This window comes from Streptomyces sp. NPDC001002 (genome assembly GCF_053599215.1).
The window spans coordinates 1-20,827 of record NZ_JBSFLV010000029.1 but is presented as its reverse complement, the minus strand read 5'-3'; the positions used below and the strand labels follow the sequence as shown (position 1 = coordinate 20,827).

The window sequence follows — 20,827 nt, the reverse complement described above, 5'->3', positions numbered from 1 at the left end:
CTTGAGAAACAGGCGGTCATGATGACGAACCACACCTACACGCGCAGAAACGCGCTGGCGCTCGGCGGGACCACGCTGGCCGGTCTGCTGCTCGCGGGCTGCGGCGGTACGGCCACCACGGCCGGCAAGGTCTCCGGGAAGCCGGTCAGCGGCGGCACCCTCACCATCGGGCTCGACGGGGAGCCCACCGTCGGCTTCGACCCGCAGGTGGCCCAGGCGTACTTCGACCAGCAGATCGTCGCGCAGTTCTACGAGGGCCTGCTGAGCCTGGACAGCAAGGGCCAGATCAAGCCCGGCCTGGCCAAGAGCTACCAGCAGGTGGACGCCACCACCCACCGGTTCACGCTCCGCGACGGGGTCACCTTCCACGACGGCAGCAAGCTCACCACCGACGACGTGATCTTCAGCCTGGAGCGGCTGATGGATCCCGCGATCAAGTCGCCGTACACCCAGCAGTACAAGATCAAGACGGTCACCGCCGTGGACGCCAAGACGGTGGAGCTGAAGCTGAGCGCCCCGCAGCCGTCGCTCTACAACTTCCTCGCCCGGCCGTGGAGCGGGGCCGTCATGAGCAAGAAGTGGACGACCTCCCGGTCCGCGAACGAGCTCAAGCAGTCGGAGAACGGCACCGGCCCCTTCTCCCTGAAGAAGTGGTCGAAGGGCATCTCCATCCAGCTCTCCGGCTACAAGGGCTACTGGGACAAGCCGAAGCCTTACCTCGACACGGTGATCTACCGGCTCATCCCCGACGAGACCTCACGCGTGGCCTCGCTGCGCTCCGACTCCGTGCAGCTGCTGTCCTTCCGCGACCTGCGCATGGTCGAGGACGTCAAGTCCACGAGCGGTGTCACCGAGGCGAACGGGCCGCTGGTGTCCAGCATCTGGCTCAACATGAACACCCTGAGCGGCCCGCTCGCGGACAAGCGGGTGCGGCAGGCGTTCAACCTCGCCATCGACCGCAAGACCCTGATCAAGACGCTCGGCAGCGGATCGGCGACCTTCGGCTACGTCATCCCGCCGCAGGACCCGTACGGCACCACGCCCACGGCAGCCGACCCGATGTACACGCCGGACCAGGCGAAGGCCAAGGCGCTCCTCAAGGCGGCCGGCAAGAGCCAGGTCAGCATCGAGTTGCTCGCGCCCAGCGACCCGGCCTACGGGCCCGACATCTCCGCGATGGAGCTGATGAAGGCGCAGCTGGCCAAGGTCGGCATCACGCTCAACCTCAAGCTCGTGCCGTTCACGAGTGTCGTGCCGAAGGTGCTGGCCGGCGAGTACACCGACATGGTGATGATGACGAGTGTGCTCAACGCCGACCCGAGTCAGTACCTCGACCTGTGGTTCGCCAAGGGCAGCCCGGGGACCAAGGTCAAGGACCAGCACCTGTGGGACCTGATGGCGGCCGCGAAGAGCGAGGAGAACAACGACAAGCGGGTCACCCTTTACCACCAGCTCGCCCAGTACATCGCCGACGAGGCCTACATGCTGGTGCCCTACGCCAAGGCCGTGCGCGGCGAGGCGTGGAGCGACAAGCTGCACGGCTACCAGCCGGACGCCACGGCGACCCGCCTCAACCTCAAGAACGCGTGGCTGTCCCAGTGAGTGCCGACACCCTGACGCCCGCCCGTGCCGCCACCGAGACCGGTGGCACGGGCCCGGTCCTCGACGTCTCCGGACTGCGGATCGGATTCGGCGGCTCGGACGTGGTCTCGGGGGTGGATCTCCGCGTCGAACAGGGCGAGGTGGTCGGTCTGATCGGCGAGAGCGGCTGCGGCAAGTCCAGTGTCGCCCTCGCGGCGATGGGGCTGCTGGGCTCCGGCGCCGACGTCCGGGCCGACCGGCTGGAGGCCTGCGGCACGGATCTGCTGGGCAGCAGCGCGGCCGAGTTGGAGAGCCTGCGCGGCGACCGGGTGGCGATGGTCTTCCAGGAGCCGATGACCTCGCTGAACCCGTGCATGCGGGTCGGCGCACAGGTCGCGGAGGTGCTGCGGATCCACGGGAAGGCCAGCCGGAAGGAAGCGCAGGAGCGGGCGGTGGAGCTGCTGCGCCTGGTGGAGATCCCTTCGCCCGAGCGCCGGGCCCGGCAGTTCCCGCACGAGCTGTCCGGCGGTATGCGGCAGCGCGTCGTCATCGCCATCGCCATGGCGGGCAACCCGCGGCTGCTGCTGGCCGACGAACCGACGACCGCGCTGGACGTCACCGTGCAGGCCGAGATCCTCCAACTGCTGCGCTCGCTCCAGGAGGAGCACGGCATGGGGATGCTGCTCATCTCGCACGACCTCGGTGTCATCACGGCGATGTGCAGTCGGGTGCAGGTGATGTACGCCGGACAGGCTGTGGAGTCCGGCACGGTCGACCAGGTGCTGACCGCGCCCAAGCACCCTTACACGCGGGCGCTGCTCGCGGCGGTACCCCGGATGCGGGAGAGCGACGGCACTCCGCTGACCGCGATCCGCGGTCAACTCACGGACGAGGCACGCCGGTTGCCCGGCTGCCGCTTCGCGCCGCGCTGTCCGAGCGTCGCCGACGCGTGTGCCGCGCCGCAGCCGCTGCGACCCGTCGGTGCGGGGTGGGTGTCGCGCTGCTGGCGCGACCTGGAGGACGCCCCGACGGATGCCGGAGGAAAAAATGAGTGAATCGCAGCCGGCCCTGACCGTGGCCGAACCGACGGCCCGGCCCCTCGCGGCGGACACCGGGCCGCCGCTCCTCGAACTCTCCGGCATCGGCCATGAGTTCGGCCGCCGCCCGGGCCGTTCCGGTGTCCGGGCCGTGGACGACATCTCGCTGACCCTGAACCCCGGCGAGACGGTCGGCCTGGTCGGCGAGTCCGGGTGCGGCAAGAGCACGCTGGGCCGGATCGCGACCCGGTTGTACCGGCCCACCCGCGGCGAAGTGCGCTTCGAGGGCCGGGACATGACGCACCAGCCGAAGGGCGCCGACCTGAAGGCGTTCCGGCGTGCGGTGCAGATGGTGTTCCAGGATCCCAACGGCTCGCTCAACCCCCGGCTGCCTGTCGGCTCCAGCATCGAGGAACCGCTGCGCGCCCGAGGAGTGGCACGCGCCGACCGGCGCACCCGGCTGGCCGAGGTCCTGGAAGAGGTCGGCCTCGACGCGGCGGCCGCCGGCCGCTATCCGCACGAGTTCTCCGGCGGTCAGCGTCAACGCCTCGCGCTCGCCCGCGCGTTGGCCCCGCAGCCGTCCGTCATCGTCCTCGACGAGCCGACGTCCGCGCTCGACGTCTCCATCCAGGCGCAGATCCTCAACCTGCTCCAGGAGATCCAACAGCGCGACCGCATCGCCTACTTGTTCATCTCGCACAACCTCGGTGTGGTCCGCCACCTCAGCGAGCGGGTGGCCGTGATGTACCTCGGGTCGATCGTCGAACTCGCCCCGGCGCAGCAGCTGTTCGCCGATCCGCAGCACCCCTACTCCATGGCGCTGCTCTCCTCCGTCCTGGAACCGGGGGCTGCCACGGCGGGCGACACCGACCCGGGCGAACGGATCGTCCTCAAAGGCGAGCTGCCCTCGCCGGCGGACGTCCCGACCGGCTGCCCCTTCTCCTCCCGCTGCTGGCTGGCCGACGACCACTGCCGCAGCGAACGCCCCGCACTCACCGAACAGACACCCGGCCATCTGACGGCTTGCCACAAACCAGGAGGTCACTCATGACGGACACGCTGCGCCGCGGCTATGTGCCCAGCCCCTTCGGCCAGTTGCACTATGCCGAATGCGGCACGGGCGAACCGGTGCTGATGCTCCATCAGACACCGCGATCCTGGACCGAGTACCTGGAGGTGCTGCCGCGGGTCGGCGCCGTGCACCGGGCCATCGCCATGGACACCCTGGGCTTCGGCGCCTCCGCGAAACCCGACGAACCCCACACGATCGAGCGGTGGGCCGACGCGGCCGACGCGCTGATCGACGAACTCGGACTGGAGCGCTTCCACCTGGTGGGGCACCACACCGGCGGGGTGATCGCGGTGGAACTCGCCGCCCGCCACCAGGACCGGGTCGCGAGTCTGCTGCTGTCCGCCACGCCCTTCATCGACGAGGAGAAGCGACGCACGGCGGGCGAGCGCAAGCCCGTCGACCACGTCGTCCCTCAGCCCGACGGCTCACACCTCCTCGAACTGTGGAACCACCGGCGCGAGTTCTACCGGCCCGGTGAGGAGGCCGCCCTCAACCGCTTCATGATCGACGCGCTGACCGTGCTGGACCGCGTGGAGGAGGGGCATGTGGCGGTACGGGGCTCGATGATGGACCAGCGTCTGCCTCTGATCACCGCCCGAATCCTCGCCGTCTGCGCCTCCGGCGACCACTACTCCCTGCCGGGTCTGGAGAAGTTCGCGGCCGCCGGCTGTGAGACTCGGGTCATCGACGGCGGACACGTACCACTGCCGGAACAGCTCCCCGAGGAGTTCTCCAAGCAAATCCTCGAATGGGCGGCGGCACGATGACCACCGCGAGCGGAGCGATGACCACCGCCGGCAAGATCCGGGAGACCGGCGAGCAGCCGAATTCGGTGCTCGGCAAGGTGAGTCTCATCCTGTCGGCCTTCGGCGACGACGACCTCTCGCTCGGTCTGGCCGAGCTGAGGTCCCGTACCGGGATAGCCAAGGCGACCGTCCACCGGCTCTGCCAGGAGCTCGTCGCCACCGACTTCCTGGAGCGCGACGGCTGCAACTACCGCCTGGGCGTACGGCTTTACACGATGGGCCTGCGCTCACCCCGTCAGCGCACCCTGCGCGAAGCGGCCAGGCCCGTCGTCGAGAGCCTCGCCCAGGGCCTCGACAACGCCGTCATCCTGGCGATACCCCACCACTCCGACCTGCTGTGCGTCGAGAGCATCGGCACGCACCGCAACCACGCCGGCTCCACCGCCGACGGCCGGCGCATGGAGCTGCACAGCACCGCCGCGGGAAAGCTCACCCTCGCCCTGCTCCCCGAGCGTTACCCGCTCGCGCAGGTCATCCCCCACATGGTCCGCCGCACTCCGCACACCCTCACGCCCGCCCAACTGCCCGGCGAACTCGACCGGATCAGGGAGAAGGGCTACGCCGTGGAGGTCGAGGAGAAACGCGTCGGCTACCTCGCCGTCGCGGTGCCCGTGCGCGACACCGACGGCAGCTACCTGGGGGCACTGTCCGTCATCTCGCCCACGGCGGGCAGCAGGCTGCCCCGGCTGCTCGCGGCCCTGACCGAGGCCTCGGGCGTCATCGCGGCCCGGCTCGCCCGCCATGAGTCGCATCGCGTCCCGCGCTGACAACTCCCGTGCGGGCGGCGGGATTCGCGCCGGCCTCGACCAGGGCCGCCACGAATCCCTCGGGGTTGTCGCGCATCATGTGGTGGCCCGCGTCGGGGACTTCGACGACGGGGATGCCGGCCTGCCGGACGGCGGGCTCGTCCTCGTAGGGGCGGCTGCGGGCGCCGATCAGCATCACCCGCGGCTGCGGCAGACCGTAGAGGAGTTCCGCCGTCCCCGGAGTCGTCCCGGCGACCAGGCTCACGGCGCTGCGGTGCAGGATCGCGGGGTCCGCCGCCCTCACCCGTGCCGCGTAGTCGGGCTCCAACTCCGCCAGTACGGCCCGGAATCCATGGCTGACGAAGTCCTCCTCGCGATAGGCGGCGATGGCCTTGCTGTACAGCCCGCCGCCCGCGCGCAGGTTCGGTTCGGCCACGACGACCCGGGAGACCAGGTCCGGGCGGGTCGCGGCGAGGACGATCGCGACGGCGCCGCCCATCGAGTGCCCGACGAGCACGGCGCCCTCGATCCCGCAGTGGTCGAGAACGGCGGCGACCGATGCCGCGTGGGCCTCCAGCGTGCCCGGGAATGTCGCCGGGCGGTCGCTGAAGCCATGGCCCAGCAGGTCGACGACGATCGCGCGTCCGCCGTAGAGACGGGGATGCGTGACGATCCCCGCGAAGTCGGCGGAGCCTGCGCACCCCAGCCCGTGGAGGTACACCCGCGCGGGCCCCTCACCGGGGATGTCGATCGAGCGCAGGTGGCCGCCGGCCGAGGGGATGTACGTGGATCGCACCGGTGCTCCTCAGCGCCAGGAGGTCTTGTCGGCCGGTACGACGGCGGGGTCCGCCGCCGGCGGGTGGGTGCCCTGCGGTTCGCGCAGCGGTACGACGCCGACGCAGCGGCCGTCCCGGTCCAGCAGCCGGCCCATGTGCTTCACGGTGCGCAGCACCACCGAGCGGTCGTCGATCACGAGCCGGGGCAGCCGCCGCGACAGGTGCGCCTCGAAGGTGTGCACGTCGGCCAGCGCGCGCAGCCACACGTCGATCACGAGGTTGTGGGGGCCCGCGGTGATCGCGCACGACCGCACCTCCCGAACGTTGGACAGGACGCGGCTGGTCTCCTCCAGGTACTGGGCGGGTACGGACGCGAAGTACACCGCCGACAGCGGCCACCCGGACAGGGGCCTGGCGAGGTCGCAGCGCAGGTTCACCCGGGAGGCCAGCAGCGACTGGAGTCTGCGGCGGACCGTGGTGAGACCGACACCGGTGGCGGTGGCCAGGGCGCGGATCGACATACGGCCGTCGGAGCTGAGCAGCTCCAGGATCTGCGCGTCCAGAGCGTCCCAGGGCGGCTGGGCACCCGTGCCCTGATCGGGCGGGACGTCCGAGGCGTGGCTGGCCTCGATCCGTGCGCACTGGGCCGCGTCGAGGCTGCGCAGCCGCCAGCGGCTGCCCTCGGTGGGAACGCCGGTGGAGACGTGTGTGCGCGTCGCGCGTACGCCGGGTGTGCGCTGGAAGAGCAGCGTGGTGAGGTGGGCCAGTTCGTCCAGGTCCCTGGTCTGTACGGCGGCCACGACATCGCGGCCACCGGCCGTGATCTTGACGTTCGCCACCTCGTGCTGCCGGGCCAGGGCGTGCGCCACGTCCTCGGCGACCCCCGGTTCGGTGTCGACCTCCACGATGCCCGTCACCACGATCCGGAAGTCGGACAGACGCGGATAGGCGGTCACCCAGGCGAGTCCCGCCTCCTCCAGCCGCTGCCAGCGCCGGGCGACGGTCACCGGATTGACGCCGAGCACATCGCCCACGAGGGTCCACGGGGCCCGGGGGTGGATCTGCAGCGCGTGCACGACACCGCGGTCGAGTTCGTCGAGTTCCGGGGCAGCGAAATCCTGCGTCTCCTGGGGCGGCGCATTTCTGCGTGCCGAAGTGAAATCACGACCGGAAGCTGCACCGTAGCGCGGGGTTCTCTCGTCCATTGCAGACTCCCTTTCGCCTGATCCCGACAACCGCGGTCGACCACCGAGGTTCCTGATTCCGAGGAGTGATTCGGCCTCACCATGACGGATGCCATGACGCAAGAGACCTTGAGGACCGCGCTGCGATTCGAGAACGCCCGTCTCATCGACGGTACCGGTGCGCTCCCGGTGGACGATGCCGTCATCGTCTCGGACGCGGCGGGAAACCTCGCCTACGCGGGCCCGGCCGCCGGTGCCCCGCCCGTCCCCGACGACCCTTCCGCGGTCCGGATCATCGACGCCGGCGGCCGGACGGTGCTCCCCGGGTTCTTCGACTGCCACACCCATCTCGCGTACGCGCAGGGCTCGCCGCCCGGCCGCCGGGGCGAGCTCGATCCGGTCCTTGTCACGTACGACACCGCGACCCGGCTCCGGCAGACCCTGGACGCCGGCATCACCACCGCCCGTGACCTGGGCGGACTGTCCACCGGGTTCCGTACCGCCGTCGAGAGCGGCCGGATCGTCGGACCCCGGCTGCACACCGCGGTCCGGATCATCAGCCACACCGGCGGCCACGCCGACTTCCGTCTCCTCGACGGCACCGACCTCAGCGGCGGCGAGATGGCCGAGCTGGCCGACACCGTGGACGAGTCGCGCCTCGCGGTGCGCAGGATGATCCGCGCGGGCGCCGACGTCATCAAGATCTGCGCCACCGGCGGCATGGCCAGCCCCTACGACCAGCCCGAGGACGAGGGCCTCCTGGAGGAGGAGATCCGGGCCGTCGTGGACGAGTGCCGGCGGCACGGCGGCAAGCCGGTCGCCGCGCACGCCCAGGGCACCGCGGGCATCCTCACCGCCATCCGCGGCGGTGTCACGAGCATCGAGCACGGCTACGGCCTGGACGAGCGGGCGCTGGACCTGGCGAACGAGCGAGGGACCTTCGTCGTGCCGACCCTGTCCACCGTGTTCGCGGGCATCGACAAGGACCTGATGCCCGGGCACCACTACCAGAAGAAGATCCGCTGGTCGGGCATCACCAAGGAGAACATCGCGCGCGCCATCGACCAGGGCGCCCGCATCGCGCTCGGCACGGACGCCGCGGTCTGCCCGCACGGCCAGAACCTGCTGGAGCTCGGCTTCCTCGTGGAGCTGGGCATGGACCCCATGGCCGCGATCGTCGCCGGCACCCGCACCTCCGCCGAGCTCCTGGGCCTCTCCGACCGCCTCGGCACCCTGGCCGTGGGCAAGACCGCCGACCTCGTCCTGTGCGACGGCGACCCGCTCGCGGACATCGGGGTGCTCGGCGACCCCGGCAACATCGTGTGTGTCGTCCAGGACGGCGTCGTACGCAAGGATCTGCTGCCCGTGGCGGGACCGCGCTGACGTTCTCACGCGTGCGGGGCGGCGGAGCGCAGGGCCGGCAGGACCGAGGCGCCGACGGTCTCGATCAGTTCGGTGGGCGGGTCGTAGGAGCCGACGTGCTGGAGGAACACGTCGGTCACTCCCGACGCGCGCAGGGTCCGGAGCCGTTCCGTGATCTGCGCGGCCGTGCCGAACAGGCAGAACTCCTCGGCGAACCGGACGGCCGCCTCGTCGCTGATCCAGGCCGAGCAGATCCGGACCGCCGCGTCCCAGTCCTCGGCATGCACGAGGTCCGGGTAGACGCCCTCCACCGTCGCCGGGACGTCCACGTCGATGCCCGCGAGGGCGAGGAAGGACGCACCGCCGTTCTGGGCGATCGAGGCGCAGATCGGTTTGATCAGCCGGGCCTCGGCCTCGATGTCGTCGGTGACCGCACAGAACGCGGACACGGTCACCGGCAGCGCCTCGGCACTCCGGCCGACCGCCTCGGCGCCTTCTCGCACCCGCGCGGTGGCGGCGGCCAAGGTCCGCGGTGAGACCCCGCTGAGCAGAATGACACCGTCGGCGATCTCACCGGCGAGCCGGAGGTTACGAGGTCCACTCGCCGCCAGATGCAGCGGGACCGTGGGCTGAGGGTCGCGCAGCCGTGAGCGGACCTTGCCCTCGAAGTCCCACTCCCGCCCGTCCAGCAGGGCCCGCAACATGCCCAGCCCCTCGCGCAGTTGGGCCGAAGTGCTCTGCCGCAGACCGACGGGCGCCACGGAGCTGTTGCCCACACCGAGACCGAGGGTGAACCTGCCGGGCGCGAGTTCGGCGACACTGCGGGCGGCCGAGGCGACGACGGACGGGTGTCGGGTCGCGAGGTTGGTGACGGCGGTGCCGAGGCCGATCCGCTCGGTGGCCAGGGCGGTCGCGGTGAGAGTGGTGAACACGTCCCGCCACAGCAACTGCGAGTCGGGGAACCACACTTGGTCGAACCCGAACTCCTCGGCCCGCCGTGCCGTCCGCGCCACGCGATCCGCACGGTCGCACGGCGGGATCCGCACCCCGATCCGCAGGGGGCCGTTGTCGCTGCTCATGTCGCCAGGAACGCTCATGGAAAGGACCCTAGGGACGCCCGAGCTGCGGCCAAATGGCTGCGGTCCGTTGAGCGGGCCGCAACCGAATGGCCGTGGTCCGGTGAGCGGGCCGCGTCACAAGGGCCCCGACCACGACCATGACCACGGCTGTGCCTACGCCGATGTCCCGCCCAGCACCTGGATGATCCGTCGGGCCGCCTCCGCCATCGCCTCGCGGCCCACGCTCAGGTACTTGCGCGAGTCGACCGCCTCCGGGTGGGCGGCGAGGAAGTCGCGGATGGCGCCGGTCATGGCGAGGTTGAGGGCGGTGCCGACGTTGACCTTGGCGATGCCGCCGGCGACCGCGGCGACGAGTTCGTCGTCCGGCACTCCGGAGGAGCCGTGCAGAACGAGCGGGACGTCCACGGCGGCGGCGAGGCGTTTGATCAGGGCGTGGTCGAGGGTGGCGGTGCGGGTGGTCATCGCGTGCGTGCTGCCGACGGCGACGGCGAGAGCGTCCACGCCTGAGTCGGCTACGAAGGCCCCTGCCTCCACCGGGTCGGTACGGGCGCCGGGCGCGTGGGCGTCCAGCTGCGGCTCGCCGGTCTTGCCGCCGACCTGGCCCAACTCGGCCTCGATCCACAGCCCTTGGGAGTGCGCCCAGTCGGCGGCGGCCCGGGTCGCGGCGAGGTTGTCGAGGTAGGGCAGCCGGGCCGCGTCGTACATCACCGAGCTGAAGCCGGCGGTCGCCGCCTGGCGCAGCAGGTCGTCGCTCTGGACGTGGTCGAGGTGCAACGCGACGGGCACGGAGGCGCGTTCGGCGGCGGCGACGGCCGCGCGGGCCAGCGGGAGGAGGCGGCCGTAGCGGAACTTGACGGCGTTCTCGCTGACTTGGAGGACGACGGGCGCCTGCGCGGCCTCGGCACCGGCGATGACGGCCTCGACGTGTTCCAAGGTGATGACGTTGAAGGAGGGTACGGCGGAGTGTGCGGCGGCGGCGCGGGTGACCAGTTCTCCGGTGGTGACGAGGGGCACGGTTTCTCCTTTTCGGTCCTTTCTCAGGGGCGGGTCAGGGGGCGAGGATCACCGAGCGGGTGAGATGGCGCGGGGCGTCCGGATCGAGACCCCTGGCCGCGGCGACGGCGACCGCGAGGCGCTGGGCGCGGACCAGTTCGGCGAGCGGGTCGAGGCCACCGGCCACCCACAACCCGCCGGTGGCGCGGACCTGTTCGGCGAGTCCTTCGGGCGCCTCGCCGAGCATCCAGGTCGCGGTGCCCTTGGTGGTGATGCTGATGGGGCCGTGCCGGTACTCCATCGCGGGGTAGGCCTCGGTCCAGGCGAGGGAGGCCTCGCGCATCTTCAGCCCGGCCTCGTTGGCGAGGCCTACCGTCCAGCCGCGCCCCAGGAAGGTGAACTGCGTGCAGTCGACCAGCCCTTCGGGCAGTGGTGTCTCCAGCGCGGTACGGGCGTCGGCCACGGCGGTGTCGGGGTGCACGCCGATGTAGGCGCGGAGCAGGGTCAGCGCGGTGGTCGCGAACCGGGTCTGCACCACGGAGCGTTCGTCCGCGTAGTCGAGGACGACGACGTCGTCGGCGGCCGTCATGATCGGGGTGTTCGGGTCCGCGGTGATCGCGGTGGTGCGGGTGCGGCCGGTCAACTCGCCGAGCAGTTCCAGGACTTCGGTGGTAGTGCCGGACCGGGTCAGGGCCACGACACGGTCGTAAGAGCGCCCGTGCGGGTACTCGGAGGCAGCGAAGGCGTCCGTCTCGCCCTGGCCGGCGCCCTCACGCAGAGCCGCAGCGGCCTGCGCCATGAAGTACGAGGTGCCGCAGCCGACGATCGCGACCCGCTCCCCCGGCGCCGGAAGCACCTCGGCATACCGGGCCGCTTCCCCCGCGGCCCGCGTCCAGCACTCGGGCTGGCTGGTCAGCTCGTCCTCGACGTACGTCATGCCGTACCCCTCCCCGGATATGATTGTTCCTGCAAGATATAGCGAGCTTTCGAGCACAATCAAGCATTCGAGCGCACTCCAGGTGCGCTAGGGTCGCCGGAAGATCGACCACCGGCCGACGGACGGGCCAGGGAACGGAGAGGTCGGATGTCGCGCGACGCCCGCTGGAAGACGCTGCTGGAGCTGCTCGTCGAGCGGGGCCGCCTTGACGTCGAGGAGGTGGCCGTCGAGCTGGCGGTCTCGGCCGCGACGATCCGGCGCGACTTCGACCAGCTCGCCGAGCAGCAGATGCTGGTCCGCACCCGTGGCGGCGCGGTCGTGCACGGGGTGTCCTACGAGCTGCCGCTGCGCTACAAGACCGCCCGGCACGCCTCCGAGAAGCAGCGCATCGCGAAGGCGGTCGCGGATCTCGTCGCACCCGGCGAGGCCGTCGGCCTGACCGGCGGGACGACGACCACCGAGGTGGCGCGCGCCCTGGCCGTACGCGGCGATCTCGGCACCGGCTCCCCCGCCCTCACCGTCGTCACGAACGCGCTCAACATCGCCAACGAGCTGGCCGTACGCCCCCAGTTCAAGATCGTGGTGACCGGCGGGGTCGCCCGGCCGCAGTCGTACGAGTTGATCGGGCCGCTCGCCGACGGAGTGCTCGGGCAGATCACCCTCGACGTGGCGGTGCTCGGTGTCGTCGCCTTCGACGTCACGCACGGGGCCGCCGCGCACGACGAGGCGGAGGCCGCGATCAACCGGACGCTGTGCGAGCGTGCCGAGCGCGTGGTCGTCGCCGCCGACTCCAGCAAACTCGGCCGGCGCGCGTTCGCCCGGATCTGCGCGGCCGAGACGGTGGACACGCTCGTCACGGACACGGCGGCGGGCCCGGACACGGTACGGCGCTTCGAGGAGGCGGGCATCGACGTCCTCGTGGTGTGACGGGCACGGTGTCCTCGTCGTGTGACTGGCCACAGTCTCTTCCGGCCACGTCGTGTGACTGGCCACAGTCTCTTCCGGCCACCTCGATCCTCGCGCCCGCAAGACCGTTTCCACCTAGGCTGAGAGCGCACTGTGGGTCGGGGGATCGGGAGGCTGCGATGAGCGCGACGGAGAACGACGAGGACACCCCCGGGGGCGATCGCCGCTATCTGCCGATCGCCGAGCACGGGCTGATCGGCGATCTGCGCAGCGTGGCCCTGGTCGGGACCGACGGCACCATCGACTGGTACTGCTGCCCGGCCTTCGACGCGCCGAGCGTCTTCGCGGCGATCCTGGACGCGGAGCGCGGCGGCTCCTTCGAGCTCGCGGCGGCCGTGCCGGCGAAGACGAAGCAGTTCTACTTCCCGGACACCAACGTCCTGATCACCCGGTTCTTCACCGAGGAGGGCGTCGGTGAGGTGCAGGACTTCATGCCGATCGACGGCGAGGACGGCGACGCCGAGCGGCATCGGCTGATCCGCCGGGTCGTGTGCGTGCGCGGCTCCATCCCGTTCCGTACCCGGGTCGCCCCGCGCTTCGACTACGGCTCGCTGCCGCACACCGTGCGCATGGTCGGCGAGGCGGCCGTCTTCGACACCGGCGAACTGTCGCTCGCGCTGACCTCGACCGTGCCGCTGGAGGCCGACGGAGCGGATGTACGGGCCGACTTCAAGCTCGCCGAGGGCGAGCAGGCGGTCTTCGCCCTCGACCAGGTCGGCCGCGATGTCGTGCCGCACCGGTGCGCGAAGGAGGAGGCCGAGGCGCAGTTCGCCACGACGGTGGACTACTGGCGGCGCTGGCTGTCCGCCTCCAAGTACCGGGGCCGCTGGCGGGAGATGGTGCACCGCTCCGCCCTCACCCTGAAGCTGCTCACCTACGCGCCCACCGGCGCGATCGTGGCCGCCCCGACCACCAGCCTGCCCGAACAGCTCGGCGGCGAGCGCAACTGGGACTACCGGTACGTGTGGGTGCGCGACGCCGCCTTCTGTGTCTACGCGCTGCTGCGGCTCGGATTCACCGGCGAGGCCGAGGCGTTCATGAAGTTCGTGACCCGGCACATCAGTCCGGGCGACGGAAAGCCCTCGGGGCCGCTGCAGATCATGTACGGCATCGACGGCCGCACCGACCTCCCCGAGCTCGAACTCGACCATCTGGAAGGGCATCAGGGCTCCGCGCCGGTGCGGGTCGGCAACGCCGCCGCCGAGCAGCTCCAACTCGACATCTACGGCGCGCTGATCGACTCGATCTACCTCTACGACAAGTGGGCCAAGCCCGTCTCCAGCGCCCAGTGGGACGACGTGTGCGCGCTGGTGGACTGGGTGTGCGACAACTGGGACCAGCCCGACGAGGGCATCTGGGAGACCCGCGGCGGCCGCAAGCCCTTCCTGTACTCGCGGCTGATGTGCTGGGTGGCGATCGAGCGGGCCATCCGGATGGCCAACCGCCGCGGCCTGCCGGCCGATCTGCTGCGCTGGCGCGACTGCCGGGACACGATCTACCGGCGGATCATGAGCAAGGGCTGGTCCGAGTCCCGCCAGGCCTTCACGCAGTTCGAGGGCAGCGAGGTGCTGGACGCGTCCGTGCTGATGATGCCGCTGACGAAGTTCATCGCGCCCACCGACCCCAAGTGGCTGTCCACGCTCGACGCCCTCACCCACGACCTGGTCTCGGACTCGCTGGTCTACCGCTACGACCCGCTGGCCAGCCCCGACGGACTGCGCGGCGACGAAGGCACCTTCTCCATCTGCTCGTTCTGGTACGTCGAGGCGATGGTCCACGCCGGCCGGATCGAGGAGGCGCGCCTCGCCTTCGAGAAGATGCTCACGTACGCCAACCATCTGGGCCTGTATGCCGAGGAGATCAGCCAGACCGGTGAGCAACAGGGCAACTTCCCGCAGGCGTTCACCCATCTCGCGCTGATCAGTGCGGCCTTCAACCTGGACCGGGCCCTCGGCTGAGGACCCGGTCGGGGCAGCGATCCGGTCAGGACGGCAGGCCCGCCCAGAAGCCGAGGTTGTGCTCCTTGCCGAAGTCCCGGGTGACCTTGGAACAGGCCGCCGGGGGCCGGTCGCTCGACGGAGCGGTGTCACAGGCGACCAAGGACAACAACTCCCCCGTCTTGGCCCGGTACTTGGGCCAGGCGGGTGTGCGGGGCCCGTTGGGATCGCCCGCGGCGGCGAAGCGGCCCCAGTAGGTGATCATCTGGTGGGAGAGCTCCAGCTGGTCGTCGTCGTAGGGCAGGGTCTGGCCGAGGTAGTCCCAGAGGTAGCCGAGGTCGTCGACGTGGATCGCGCCGCCGAACGGGAAGTTCCGCGCGGTCTCGCTCTTCTGCTGGAGCAGGAAGATCGAGGTGAAGTGCGGGGTGTCGCTCTCGGCGAACTCGTAGGCGTAGGTGGGCACCCACTTGGACAACGTGGCAATGAGCTGTTGGCGGGTGTAGGAGGTGGAGCCGTTCTGGACGGCGGTCCAGGCCTGGCCCGGCGTCGGATAGGCGCTGAGCGGGTACTCGGCGAGCACCCTGTCGGCGTTGGCCCCGTACGCGGAACGCACGGCGGCCTCGTACTGCGCGGCCGTCATCGGCGTACCGAGGTAGTCGTAGTTCTGGAAGGTGAACAGGCCGCGCTCGCTGTTGGTCTGACCGAGCATCACGGGTACGCGGTTGAAGGCGCCGGTCTGGACGGCGGTGCCGGGGTTGACCGGGAAGGCGGAGCCGCCGAGGGAGGGGGCGACGCCGGACTGTTTCTGGGCGGCGAGCAGGTCGGCGGCGGATTTGCCGCGCAGACAGGCGAGTTGGTCCGCGGAGCCGGCGCAGCCGACGGCTTTCACGAAGGCCTCGCTCTGTGCCTGGCCTGAGGCCGCGGACTGCAGGTTGCAGCCGCCGCTGAGGATGCCGGCGCGGGCGAAGAGGCCCTTGGCGGTGGGCGAGGCGAGGTGGTCGCAGACCGAACCGGCGCCGGCGGACTGGCCGGCGATGGTCACGTTCTTCGGATCGCCGCCGAAGCGGGAGATGTTGGAGTGCACCCAGCGCAGGGCCGCCTGCTGGTCGAGGAGGCCGTAGTTGCCTGGGCCGTCCTTGCTCTCGGCCTGCAGCTGGGGCAGGTTGAGCGTGCCGAGCACGCCAAGGCGGTAGTTGACGGTGACGACGACCGCGCCCGTCTGCTCCACGAACTTGCGCGGGTTGGTGTCCTGGCCCGCGCCGCCGGTGAAGCCGCCGCCGTGGATCCAGACCAGCACGGGGGTCCGCGCCCGGGCGCCGTCCGGGACGTAGACGTTGAGGGCGAGGCAGTCCTCGGTGGTGATCGTCTTCTCGTAGCCGGGGTCCCAGCCGCTGTTCTGCGCGCACCGGTCACTGAAGGCGCCGGCGTCGCGCACGCCGGACCACGGGGTGACCGGCTGCGGGGGCTTCCAGCGGTTCGCGCCGGCGGCGTCGGCCGCGTAGGGGATGCCCAACCACTCGTCGTAGCCGGTGTGTTGGGCTCCGCGGACCTTGCCGGTGGTGGTCTGTACGGTGGTCGGGACCGGGCGTTCCTGGGGTCCGGTCTGCGTGTTGTGGGCCGCTACGGGGGCTGCGATGCCCAGGCCCAGGAGGCTCACGGTGGTCAGGAAGGCGCGGGCTCTGCCGCGCAGGACGGTGATCGCTCTCATTGCTCCTGCTCTCTGCGTGCGGGCTGGCAGGTATTGCGCGTTGAGGGGCGTGAGGGGCGGAACGGCACGTTCTGCGACCGTAAGTCGGGCGGCATCCTGTGAGCAATATGTGCGACGAGATTGTTCACAGTGGCCAGCCCTGCCAGTGCTTGGAGTTCGCCACCTTGCCAGTGCCCGGCGGTCGCCACGTAGCCTCGGTCCCGCCCCACCGCACGTGATCACACCACTGGAGCCCTCATGACGAGCCTGGACGGCACATCCGGCCCCCTTGCGGACACGCTCAACGACCGGTCCCCCGCACTGACGCTCGCGCGGGTGCGGCTGGGGGCGGGCGGCCCGTTGCGCAGCTTGCGGATCGAGGGCGGCAGGATCGTCGCGATCGCAGAAGGCGTCGCGGAGGGCGGCCTCGGGGACGGCCCGGTGCTCGACCTGGACGGGCGTACGGTCCTGCCGGGTCTGTGGGACGCTCATGTGCATGCCGCGCAGTGGGCCGGCAACCGGCACCGGGTGGACCTGTCCGGGCTGGGGTCCGCGCAGGCGGTGGCGGAGGCCGTGCGGACGGCGGCGGCCGAACTGCCCGGCGGAGACGTCCTGTTGGGGCAAGGGTTCCGGGACGGGCTGTGGCCCGACCTACCGCACAAGTCGCTGCTCGACGCGGTGTGCCCGGACCGACCGGTCGCCCTGATCAGTGCCGATCTGCATGCCGCGTGGCTCAACTCGCCCTGTCTGGCGCTGGTCGGGCGCGGTGACCATCCCACGGGTGTACTGCGGGAGCACGAGTGCTTCGAGGCGATCACCGCGTTGCCGGAGGTGCCCGAGGCGGTGCTCGACGGCTGGGTCGCGGAGGCCTGCCGGGACGCGGCCGCGCGCGGTGTCACGGGATTCATCGACTTCCACTTCTCCGACAACCTCGCCGACTGGAGTCGCCGCGCCGCGAGTTCACCGCTCCCGGTGCGCGTGCGGGCCGCCGTCTACCCCGCGCATCTGGAGGCGGCGATCGAGCGCGGGCTGCGGACCGGTGACGTGCTGCCCGGCACCGGCGGCCTGGTCCAGGTCGGCCCGCTGAAGCTCTTCACCGACGGCTCCCTCAACACCCGGACCGCGCTGTGCTGCGACCCGTACCCCGGCATGGAGGACAGCGAGGAGGCGTACGGCATCGAGGAGACGCCGCACGACGAACTGGTCCGGCTGATGCGGCGGGCCTCCGCGCACGGGATCGAGCCGGCCGTCCACGCGATCGGCGACCGGGCCAACACCCTTGCCCTGGACGCGTTCGAGACGGTCCGCTGCCGTGGACGCATCGAGCACGCCCAGTTGCTGTCGGCCGCCGATGTGCCGCGGTTCGCGGAGTTGGGGGTGACGGCGGGGGTGCAGCCCGCGCACGCTCCCGACGACCGCGATGTGGCGGACGTGTACTGGGCGGGGCGCACCGGGCGGGCGTTCGCGTACGCCGATCTGCTGGCGTCGGGCGCCCGGCTGGAGTTCGGTTCGGACGCTCCCGTCTCGCCGCTCGACCCGTGGCTGGGCATCGCCTCGGCGGTCAGCCGGACGAGCGACGAGCGGCCCGCCTGGCATCCGGAGCAGCGGGTCCCGGTGCGGGCGGCGCTGGCCGCGTCGGCGCTCGGGCGGTCGCTGATCCGGGTCGGCGACGAGGCCGATCTGGTGGTCGTGGACGCGGACCCGCTGGAGGCGGACGCGGACACGCTGCGGAAGATGCCGGTGCACGCGACGATGCTGGGCGGGCGCTGGACCCACGGCCCCTTCTGACCCGCCCCTCCCGCCATTCACGGCACGGACCGCCCTCGCGCCTCGACCTTCCGGAGCCGTCCGGCACCGGATCGGCATTCGGCCCCAATGAAGGCGACAAGCAAGCTTAGGTGAGGCTAACCTAAGCTTCTACGCCCGACCGGGAGGCGGTGCCGTGGACGAGTCGTGCCACTCGCCACCCCTGCGCCGACGGCCCCCGCACGCCCCGGGCCCGTGACCGCGAGGGGAACCATCTGTGAGCAGCGACGCATCCCTGCACACCACACTCGACGATGTGCTCCACGGGCGCGCGGAGCTGCATCCCGAGCGGGTGGCGCTCGTCGACGTGACGGAGGACCGACGGGCGTGGACCTACCGCCAACTGGACGACCACGTCCGGTGGCGCGCGGCCGAGCTGGCCGCCCGCGGGACCGGGCCCGGCGACCGGGTCGTCGTCCAACTCCCGGGCTCCCTCGACCTGTTCACGGAGTTCTTCGCGCTGAGGCGCATCGGGGCCGTGCCCGTCGTCGTACCGCCCGGGGTGCGCGGGTCGGTGACCCGGGCCGTGAGCCGGTTCACGGCGTCCGCCGAGGAGCCCAGCCGCTTCACCGCATCCGCCGAGGGGACCGGGCCCGATGACCTCGCCCTCCTCCAACTCACCGGCGACGGCGTGGGCGTCCCCCGGCTGGTGCCGCTCGGCGACCGGGAGTTGGCGCGCTCCGTCGAGGACCGGGCGACCGTGCTGGGCGTCGGCGAGGACACGGCCCATCTCGCCGCGCTGCCTGAACTGCCCGTCGGCGTACCGGGGTTGGTGGACTGGCTGGCGGTGCTGTGGGCGGGCGGCCGGGTGGTCCTGGGCCCCGGGGCCACCGATCCGGACGCAGCGTTCCCGGTGGTCGTGAGTGAGGGGGTGACCCACACCGTGCTCCCCTCGCACCTCGTCGCGCCGTGGACCCAGGCCGCCGCGGTCACGGCGTACGACCTCGGCAGCTTGCAGACCCTGGTGGTCAGCGGTGCCGCCCTGGACGAGCGGTCGGCCCGGCGGGTGCGGCCCGCGCTCGGCTGCTCGCTGCGGCAGGTCTTCGGGACGGCGGAGGGACTGGTCTCCTGGACCCGGCCGGACGACGGTCCGGAGGCGTGCCTCACCGGCCGAGGGCGTTTCGTGTCGCCGGCGGACGAGGTGCGGATCGTCGACAGCGCGGGCCGTGAGGTGCTCGACGGCACCAGCGGTCATCTGCTCAGTCGCGGCCCGTCCACGATCCGCGGCTACTGGCGCTCGCCCGAGCACGACGCCGGATTCTTCACCGCCGACGGCTTCCATCGCACCGGGGCGATCGCGCGGGTGACCGACACGGATCACCTGGTCGTGGAGCGGGGGCCGGAGACGTCCCCCGGTGGTCCGGCCGCGGCCGGGCGCACCGCCCGCCCGGTCCCGGCGCCGCGCGGCCGAAGGACCCGTCCGCACACTCCCGAAGGGCACACCGAGATGGCTCCTCCGATGTTCCCGTACGTCATGCCGACCCCCGCGATGCTGCCCGCCGACCAGACGGGCTGGACCCTCGACCCGGCCAGGGCCGCGCTGCTGGTCCTCAACCTGCAGAACCGGTTCGTACGGGCGCTGGAGCGGGAGGCCGCCCCGGCCACCGAACTCCTGGCGAACGCCCGCCGGTTGGTCGACGGCGCCCGGGCCGCCGGGGTGCCCGTGATCCACTCGGTGCCGGCCGGTGACCGGCGTGCCTCCGGCCGGGGTCCGGTCCCGTACGCGAGGCTCACCGGTCTGTCGGCGGGCGCGGCGGCCGAGGCGTTCGTCCCGCAGGTCGAGCCGCTGGCCGGGGACACCGTGCTGACCGCCCGGAAGTACAGCGCGTTCGCCCGGACCCGACTGGACGGCCGGCTGCGGGAGTTGGACCGCGACCAGGTGGTGATCCTCGGGCTGTACGCCCGGGCCGGCGTGCTGATGACCGCCGGGGACGCCTGGGCGCAGGATCTGGAGGCCTTCGTCGTGGCCGACGCGGTCGCCGACATGACGCCCGGGAGCCACGAGTTCGCCCTGGAGTGGGTGGCGGACACGTGCGGGGCGGTGACGGCGACGGACCGGGTGGTGGCGGTGTTCGGCACGGAGCACTCGGTGACGGAGGCGGAGGCGGTCTGACCGACCGCCTCCGCACACCCTGCCGTTCCGGCCCGCCCAATCGCTCAGACGGTCGCCACGCGCCTCGACACCAGCGAGCGGTGGATCTCCCCCGCCCGGATCGCGGTCGTCGACAGCAGTGTCGAGGTCAGCCCGTGCGTATGCTCGGTGCCGCCCTGCAGATAGATCCCCGCGGTCACGCCCGTCGCCGTCTCCACCCGGTGGTCCCGGCTCACCCGCAGCGCGTCCTCGTCGTCGCGCAGACAGACCTTGGCGGCCTCGCCGAGCAGCGATGTCAGATCGCGTGGGCGATAGCCGGTGGCGTGCACCAACACGTCGGCCGAGAGCACCTGTTGTTCGCCGGTGGGCAGGAACTCGACGGCGATGTCGAGCGATCCGTCGTCCCGGGACACCACGTCCCGGATGCGCGAGACGTTGAGGAAGCGCAGCCGCTCGTGGCCGGTGACCTTCTCCTGGTACGCGGTCGCGTACAGGGCCTCGATCAACTCCATGTCGACCACCGAGTAGTTGGTCGAGCGGTGGTAGTCGAAGAGTGACTGCTTCACCTCGGAGGGCGCGCCGAAATACACGTCGACGGCCTCGGGGTCGAAGATCCGGTTGGCGAACGGGCTGTCGTCGGCGGGCGTGTAGCCGTACTTGGCGAACACCGCGCACACCTCCGCGTCCGGGAAGGAGCGGTGCAGATAGTCGACCGTCTCGGCCGCGCTCTGCCCCGCGCCCAGCACGACGGCGCGGTTGACCGACG

17 protein-coding genes are annotated in these 20,827 nt (G+C 71.4%); 10 read left to right on the top strand and 7 right to left on the bottom strand.

From position 1 onward, the window contains the following. The first annotated feature begins 18 nt into the window (after positions 1 to 18). The 5 genes from ACWDR3_RS15810 to ACWDR3_RS15790 are packed head-to-tail and all read left to right on the top strand — an operon-like array spanning position 19 to position 5,263. A complete protein-coding gene (locus tag ACWDR3_RS15810) occupies positions 19 to 1,602 on the top strand; it encodes an ABC transporter substrate-binding protein (RefSeq protein ID WP_450353050.1) in 1,584 nt (527 codons plus the stop codon). Continuing rightward, the gene (locus ACWDR3_RS15805; protein WP_450353049.1) at positions 1,599 to 2,636 is read left to right on the top strand and encodes an ABC transporter ATP-binding protein; all 1,038 of its coding nucleotides are present in this window, start codon (positions 1,599 to 1,601) and stop codon (positions 2,634 to 2,636) included. The genes ACWDR3_RS15810 and ACWDR3_RS15805 overlap by 4 nt, the downstream gene beginning before the upstream one ends. After that, positions 2,629 to 3,669: an ABC transporter ATP-binding protein gene (locus ACWDR3_RS15800; protein ID WP_450353048.1), complete on the top strand. Its 1,041-nt coding sequence runs from the start codon at positions 2,629 to 2,631 to the stop codon at positions 3,667 to 3,669. The genes ACWDR3_RS15805 and ACWDR3_RS15800 overlap by 8 nt, the downstream gene beginning before the upstream one ends. Beyond that, positions 3,666 to 4,457, top strand: coding sequence for an alpha/beta fold hydrolase (locus ACWDR3_RS15795; protein WP_450353047.1), 792 nt, complete (start codon positions 3,666 to 3,668; stop codon positions 4,455 to 4,457). The genes ACWDR3_RS15800 and ACWDR3_RS15795 overlap by 4 nt, the downstream gene beginning before the upstream one ends. Then, on the top strand, positions 4,454 to 5,263 hold the full coding sequence (locus tag ACWDR3_RS15790; RefSeq protein WP_450353046.1) for an IclR family transcriptional regulator: 810 nt from the start codon (positions 4,454 to 4,456) through the stop codon (positions 5,261 to 5,263). The genes ACWDR3_RS15795 and ACWDR3_RS15790 overlap by 4 nt, the downstream gene beginning before the upstream one ends. Here ACWDR3_RS15790 and ACWDR3_RS15785 read toward each other — a convergent pair. Both ACWDR3_RS15785 and ACWDR3_RS15780 read right to left on the bottom strand, forming a co-directional pair. Beyond that, on the bottom strand, positions 5,214 to 6,038 hold the full coding sequence (locus ACWDR3_RS15785) for an alpha/beta fold hydrolase (protein ID WP_450353045.1): 825 nt from the start codon (positions 6,036 to 6,038) through the stop codon (positions 5,214 to 5,216). The two genes, ACWDR3_RS15790 and ACWDR3_RS15785, sit on opposite strands and share 50 nt — an antisense overlap. Positions 6,039 to 6,047: 9 nt before the next feature. Further along, the gene (locus tag ACWDR3_RS15780) at positions 6,048 to 7,223 is read right to left on the bottom strand and encodes an Lrp/AsnC family transcriptional regulator (RefSeq protein WP_450353044.1); all 1,176 of its coding nucleotides are present in this window, start codon (positions 7,221 to 7,223) and stop codon (positions 6,048 to 6,050) included. An 81-nt stretch (positions 7,224 to 7,304) separates the two neighbouring features. Between ACWDR3_RS15780 and ACWDR3_RS15775 the strand changes: the two genes are divergently transcribed. After that, entirely contained in the window at positions 7,305 to 8,585 is a 1,281-nt protein-coding gene (locus ACWDR3_RS15775) for an amidohydrolase family protein (RefSeq protein WP_450353043.1), read from the top strand. A gap of 5 nt (positions 8,586 to 8,590) precedes the next feature. On the opposite strand, the gene ACWDR3_RS15770 is transcribed toward ACWDR3_RS15775, so the two are convergent. The 3 genes from ACWDR3_RS15770 to ACWDR3_RS15760 form a co-directional block, all read right to left on the bottom strand. After that, the gene (locus tag ACWDR3_RS15770; RefSeq protein WP_450353042.1) at positions 8,591 to 9,661 is read right to left on the bottom strand and encodes an LLM class flavin-dependent oxidoreductase; all 1,071 of its coding nucleotides are present in this window, start codon (positions 9,659 to 9,661) and stop codon (positions 8,591 to 8,593) included. Between the two features lie 135 nt (positions 9,662 to 9,796). Next, a complete protein-coding gene (locus ACWDR3_RS15765; RefSeq protein ID WP_450353041.1) occupies positions 9,797 to 10,657 on the bottom strand; it encodes a class II fructose-bisphosphate aldolase in 861 nt (286 codons plus the stop codon). A gap of 34 nt (positions 10,658 to 10,691) precedes the next feature. Continuing rightward, positions 10,692 to 11,573 (bottom strand): SIS domain-containing protein, encoded by an 882-nt coding sequence (locus ACWDR3_RS15760; RefSeq protein ID WP_450353040.1) that lies wholly within the window; start codon positions 11,571 to 11,573, stop codon positions 10,692 to 10,694. Between the two features lie 147 nt (positions 11,574 to 11,720). Between ACWDR3_RS15760 and ACWDR3_RS15755 the strand changes: the two genes are divergently transcribed. After that, a complete protein-coding gene (locus ACWDR3_RS15755; protein WP_450353039.1) occupies positions 11,721 to 12,500 on the top strand; it encodes a DeoR/GlpR family DNA-binding transcription regulator in 780 nt (259 codons plus the stop codon). 158 nt (positions 12,501 to 12,658) lie between these two features. Then, positions 12,659 to 14,497: a glycoside hydrolase family 15 protein gene (locus tag ACWDR3_RS15750; protein ID WP_450353038.1), complete on the top strand. Its 1,839-nt coding sequence runs from the start codon at positions 12,659 to 12,661 to the stop codon at positions 14,495 to 14,497. A gap of 25 nt (positions 14,498 to 14,522) precedes the next feature. Here the strand turns inward: ACWDR3_RS15750 and ACWDR3_RS15745 are convergent, their stop codons facing one another. Next, on the bottom strand, positions 14,523 to 16,184 hold the full coding sequence (locus ACWDR3_RS15745; RefSeq protein ID WP_450353037.1) for a carboxylesterase/lipase family protein: 1,662 nt from the start codon (positions 16,182 to 16,184) through the stop codon (positions 14,523 to 14,525). 237 nt (positions 16,185 to 16,421) lie between these two features. On the opposite strand from ACWDR3_RS15745, the gene ACWDR3_RS15740 reads away from it, so the two are divergent. Together ACWDR3_RS15740 and ACWDR3_RS15735 are read left to right on the top strand one after the other, a co-directional pair. After that, positions 16,422 to 17,951 carry an amidohydrolase gene (locus tag ACWDR3_RS15740; protein ID WP_450353036.1) on the top strand — a complete coding sequence of 510 codons (1,530 nt, stop codon included), beginning with the start codon at positions 16,422 to 16,424 and terminating at the stop codon, positions 17,949 to 17,951. 235 nt (positions 17,952 to 18,186) lie between these two features. Beyond that, positions 18,187 to 20,082, top strand: coding sequence for an isochorismatase family protein (locus ACWDR3_RS15735; protein ID WP_450353035.1), 1,896 nt, complete (start codon positions 18,187 to 18,189; stop codon positions 20,080 to 20,082). A 44-nt stretch (positions 20,083 to 20,126) separates the two neighbouring features. Here the strand turns inward: ACWDR3_RS15735 and ACWDR3_RS15730 are convergent. Then, positions 20,127 to 20,827, bottom strand: a 701-nt coding sequence (locus tag ACWDR3_RS15730) for a SidA/IucD/PvdA family monooxygenase (RefSeq protein WP_450353034.1), incomplete at its 5' end; no start/stop codon positions are given.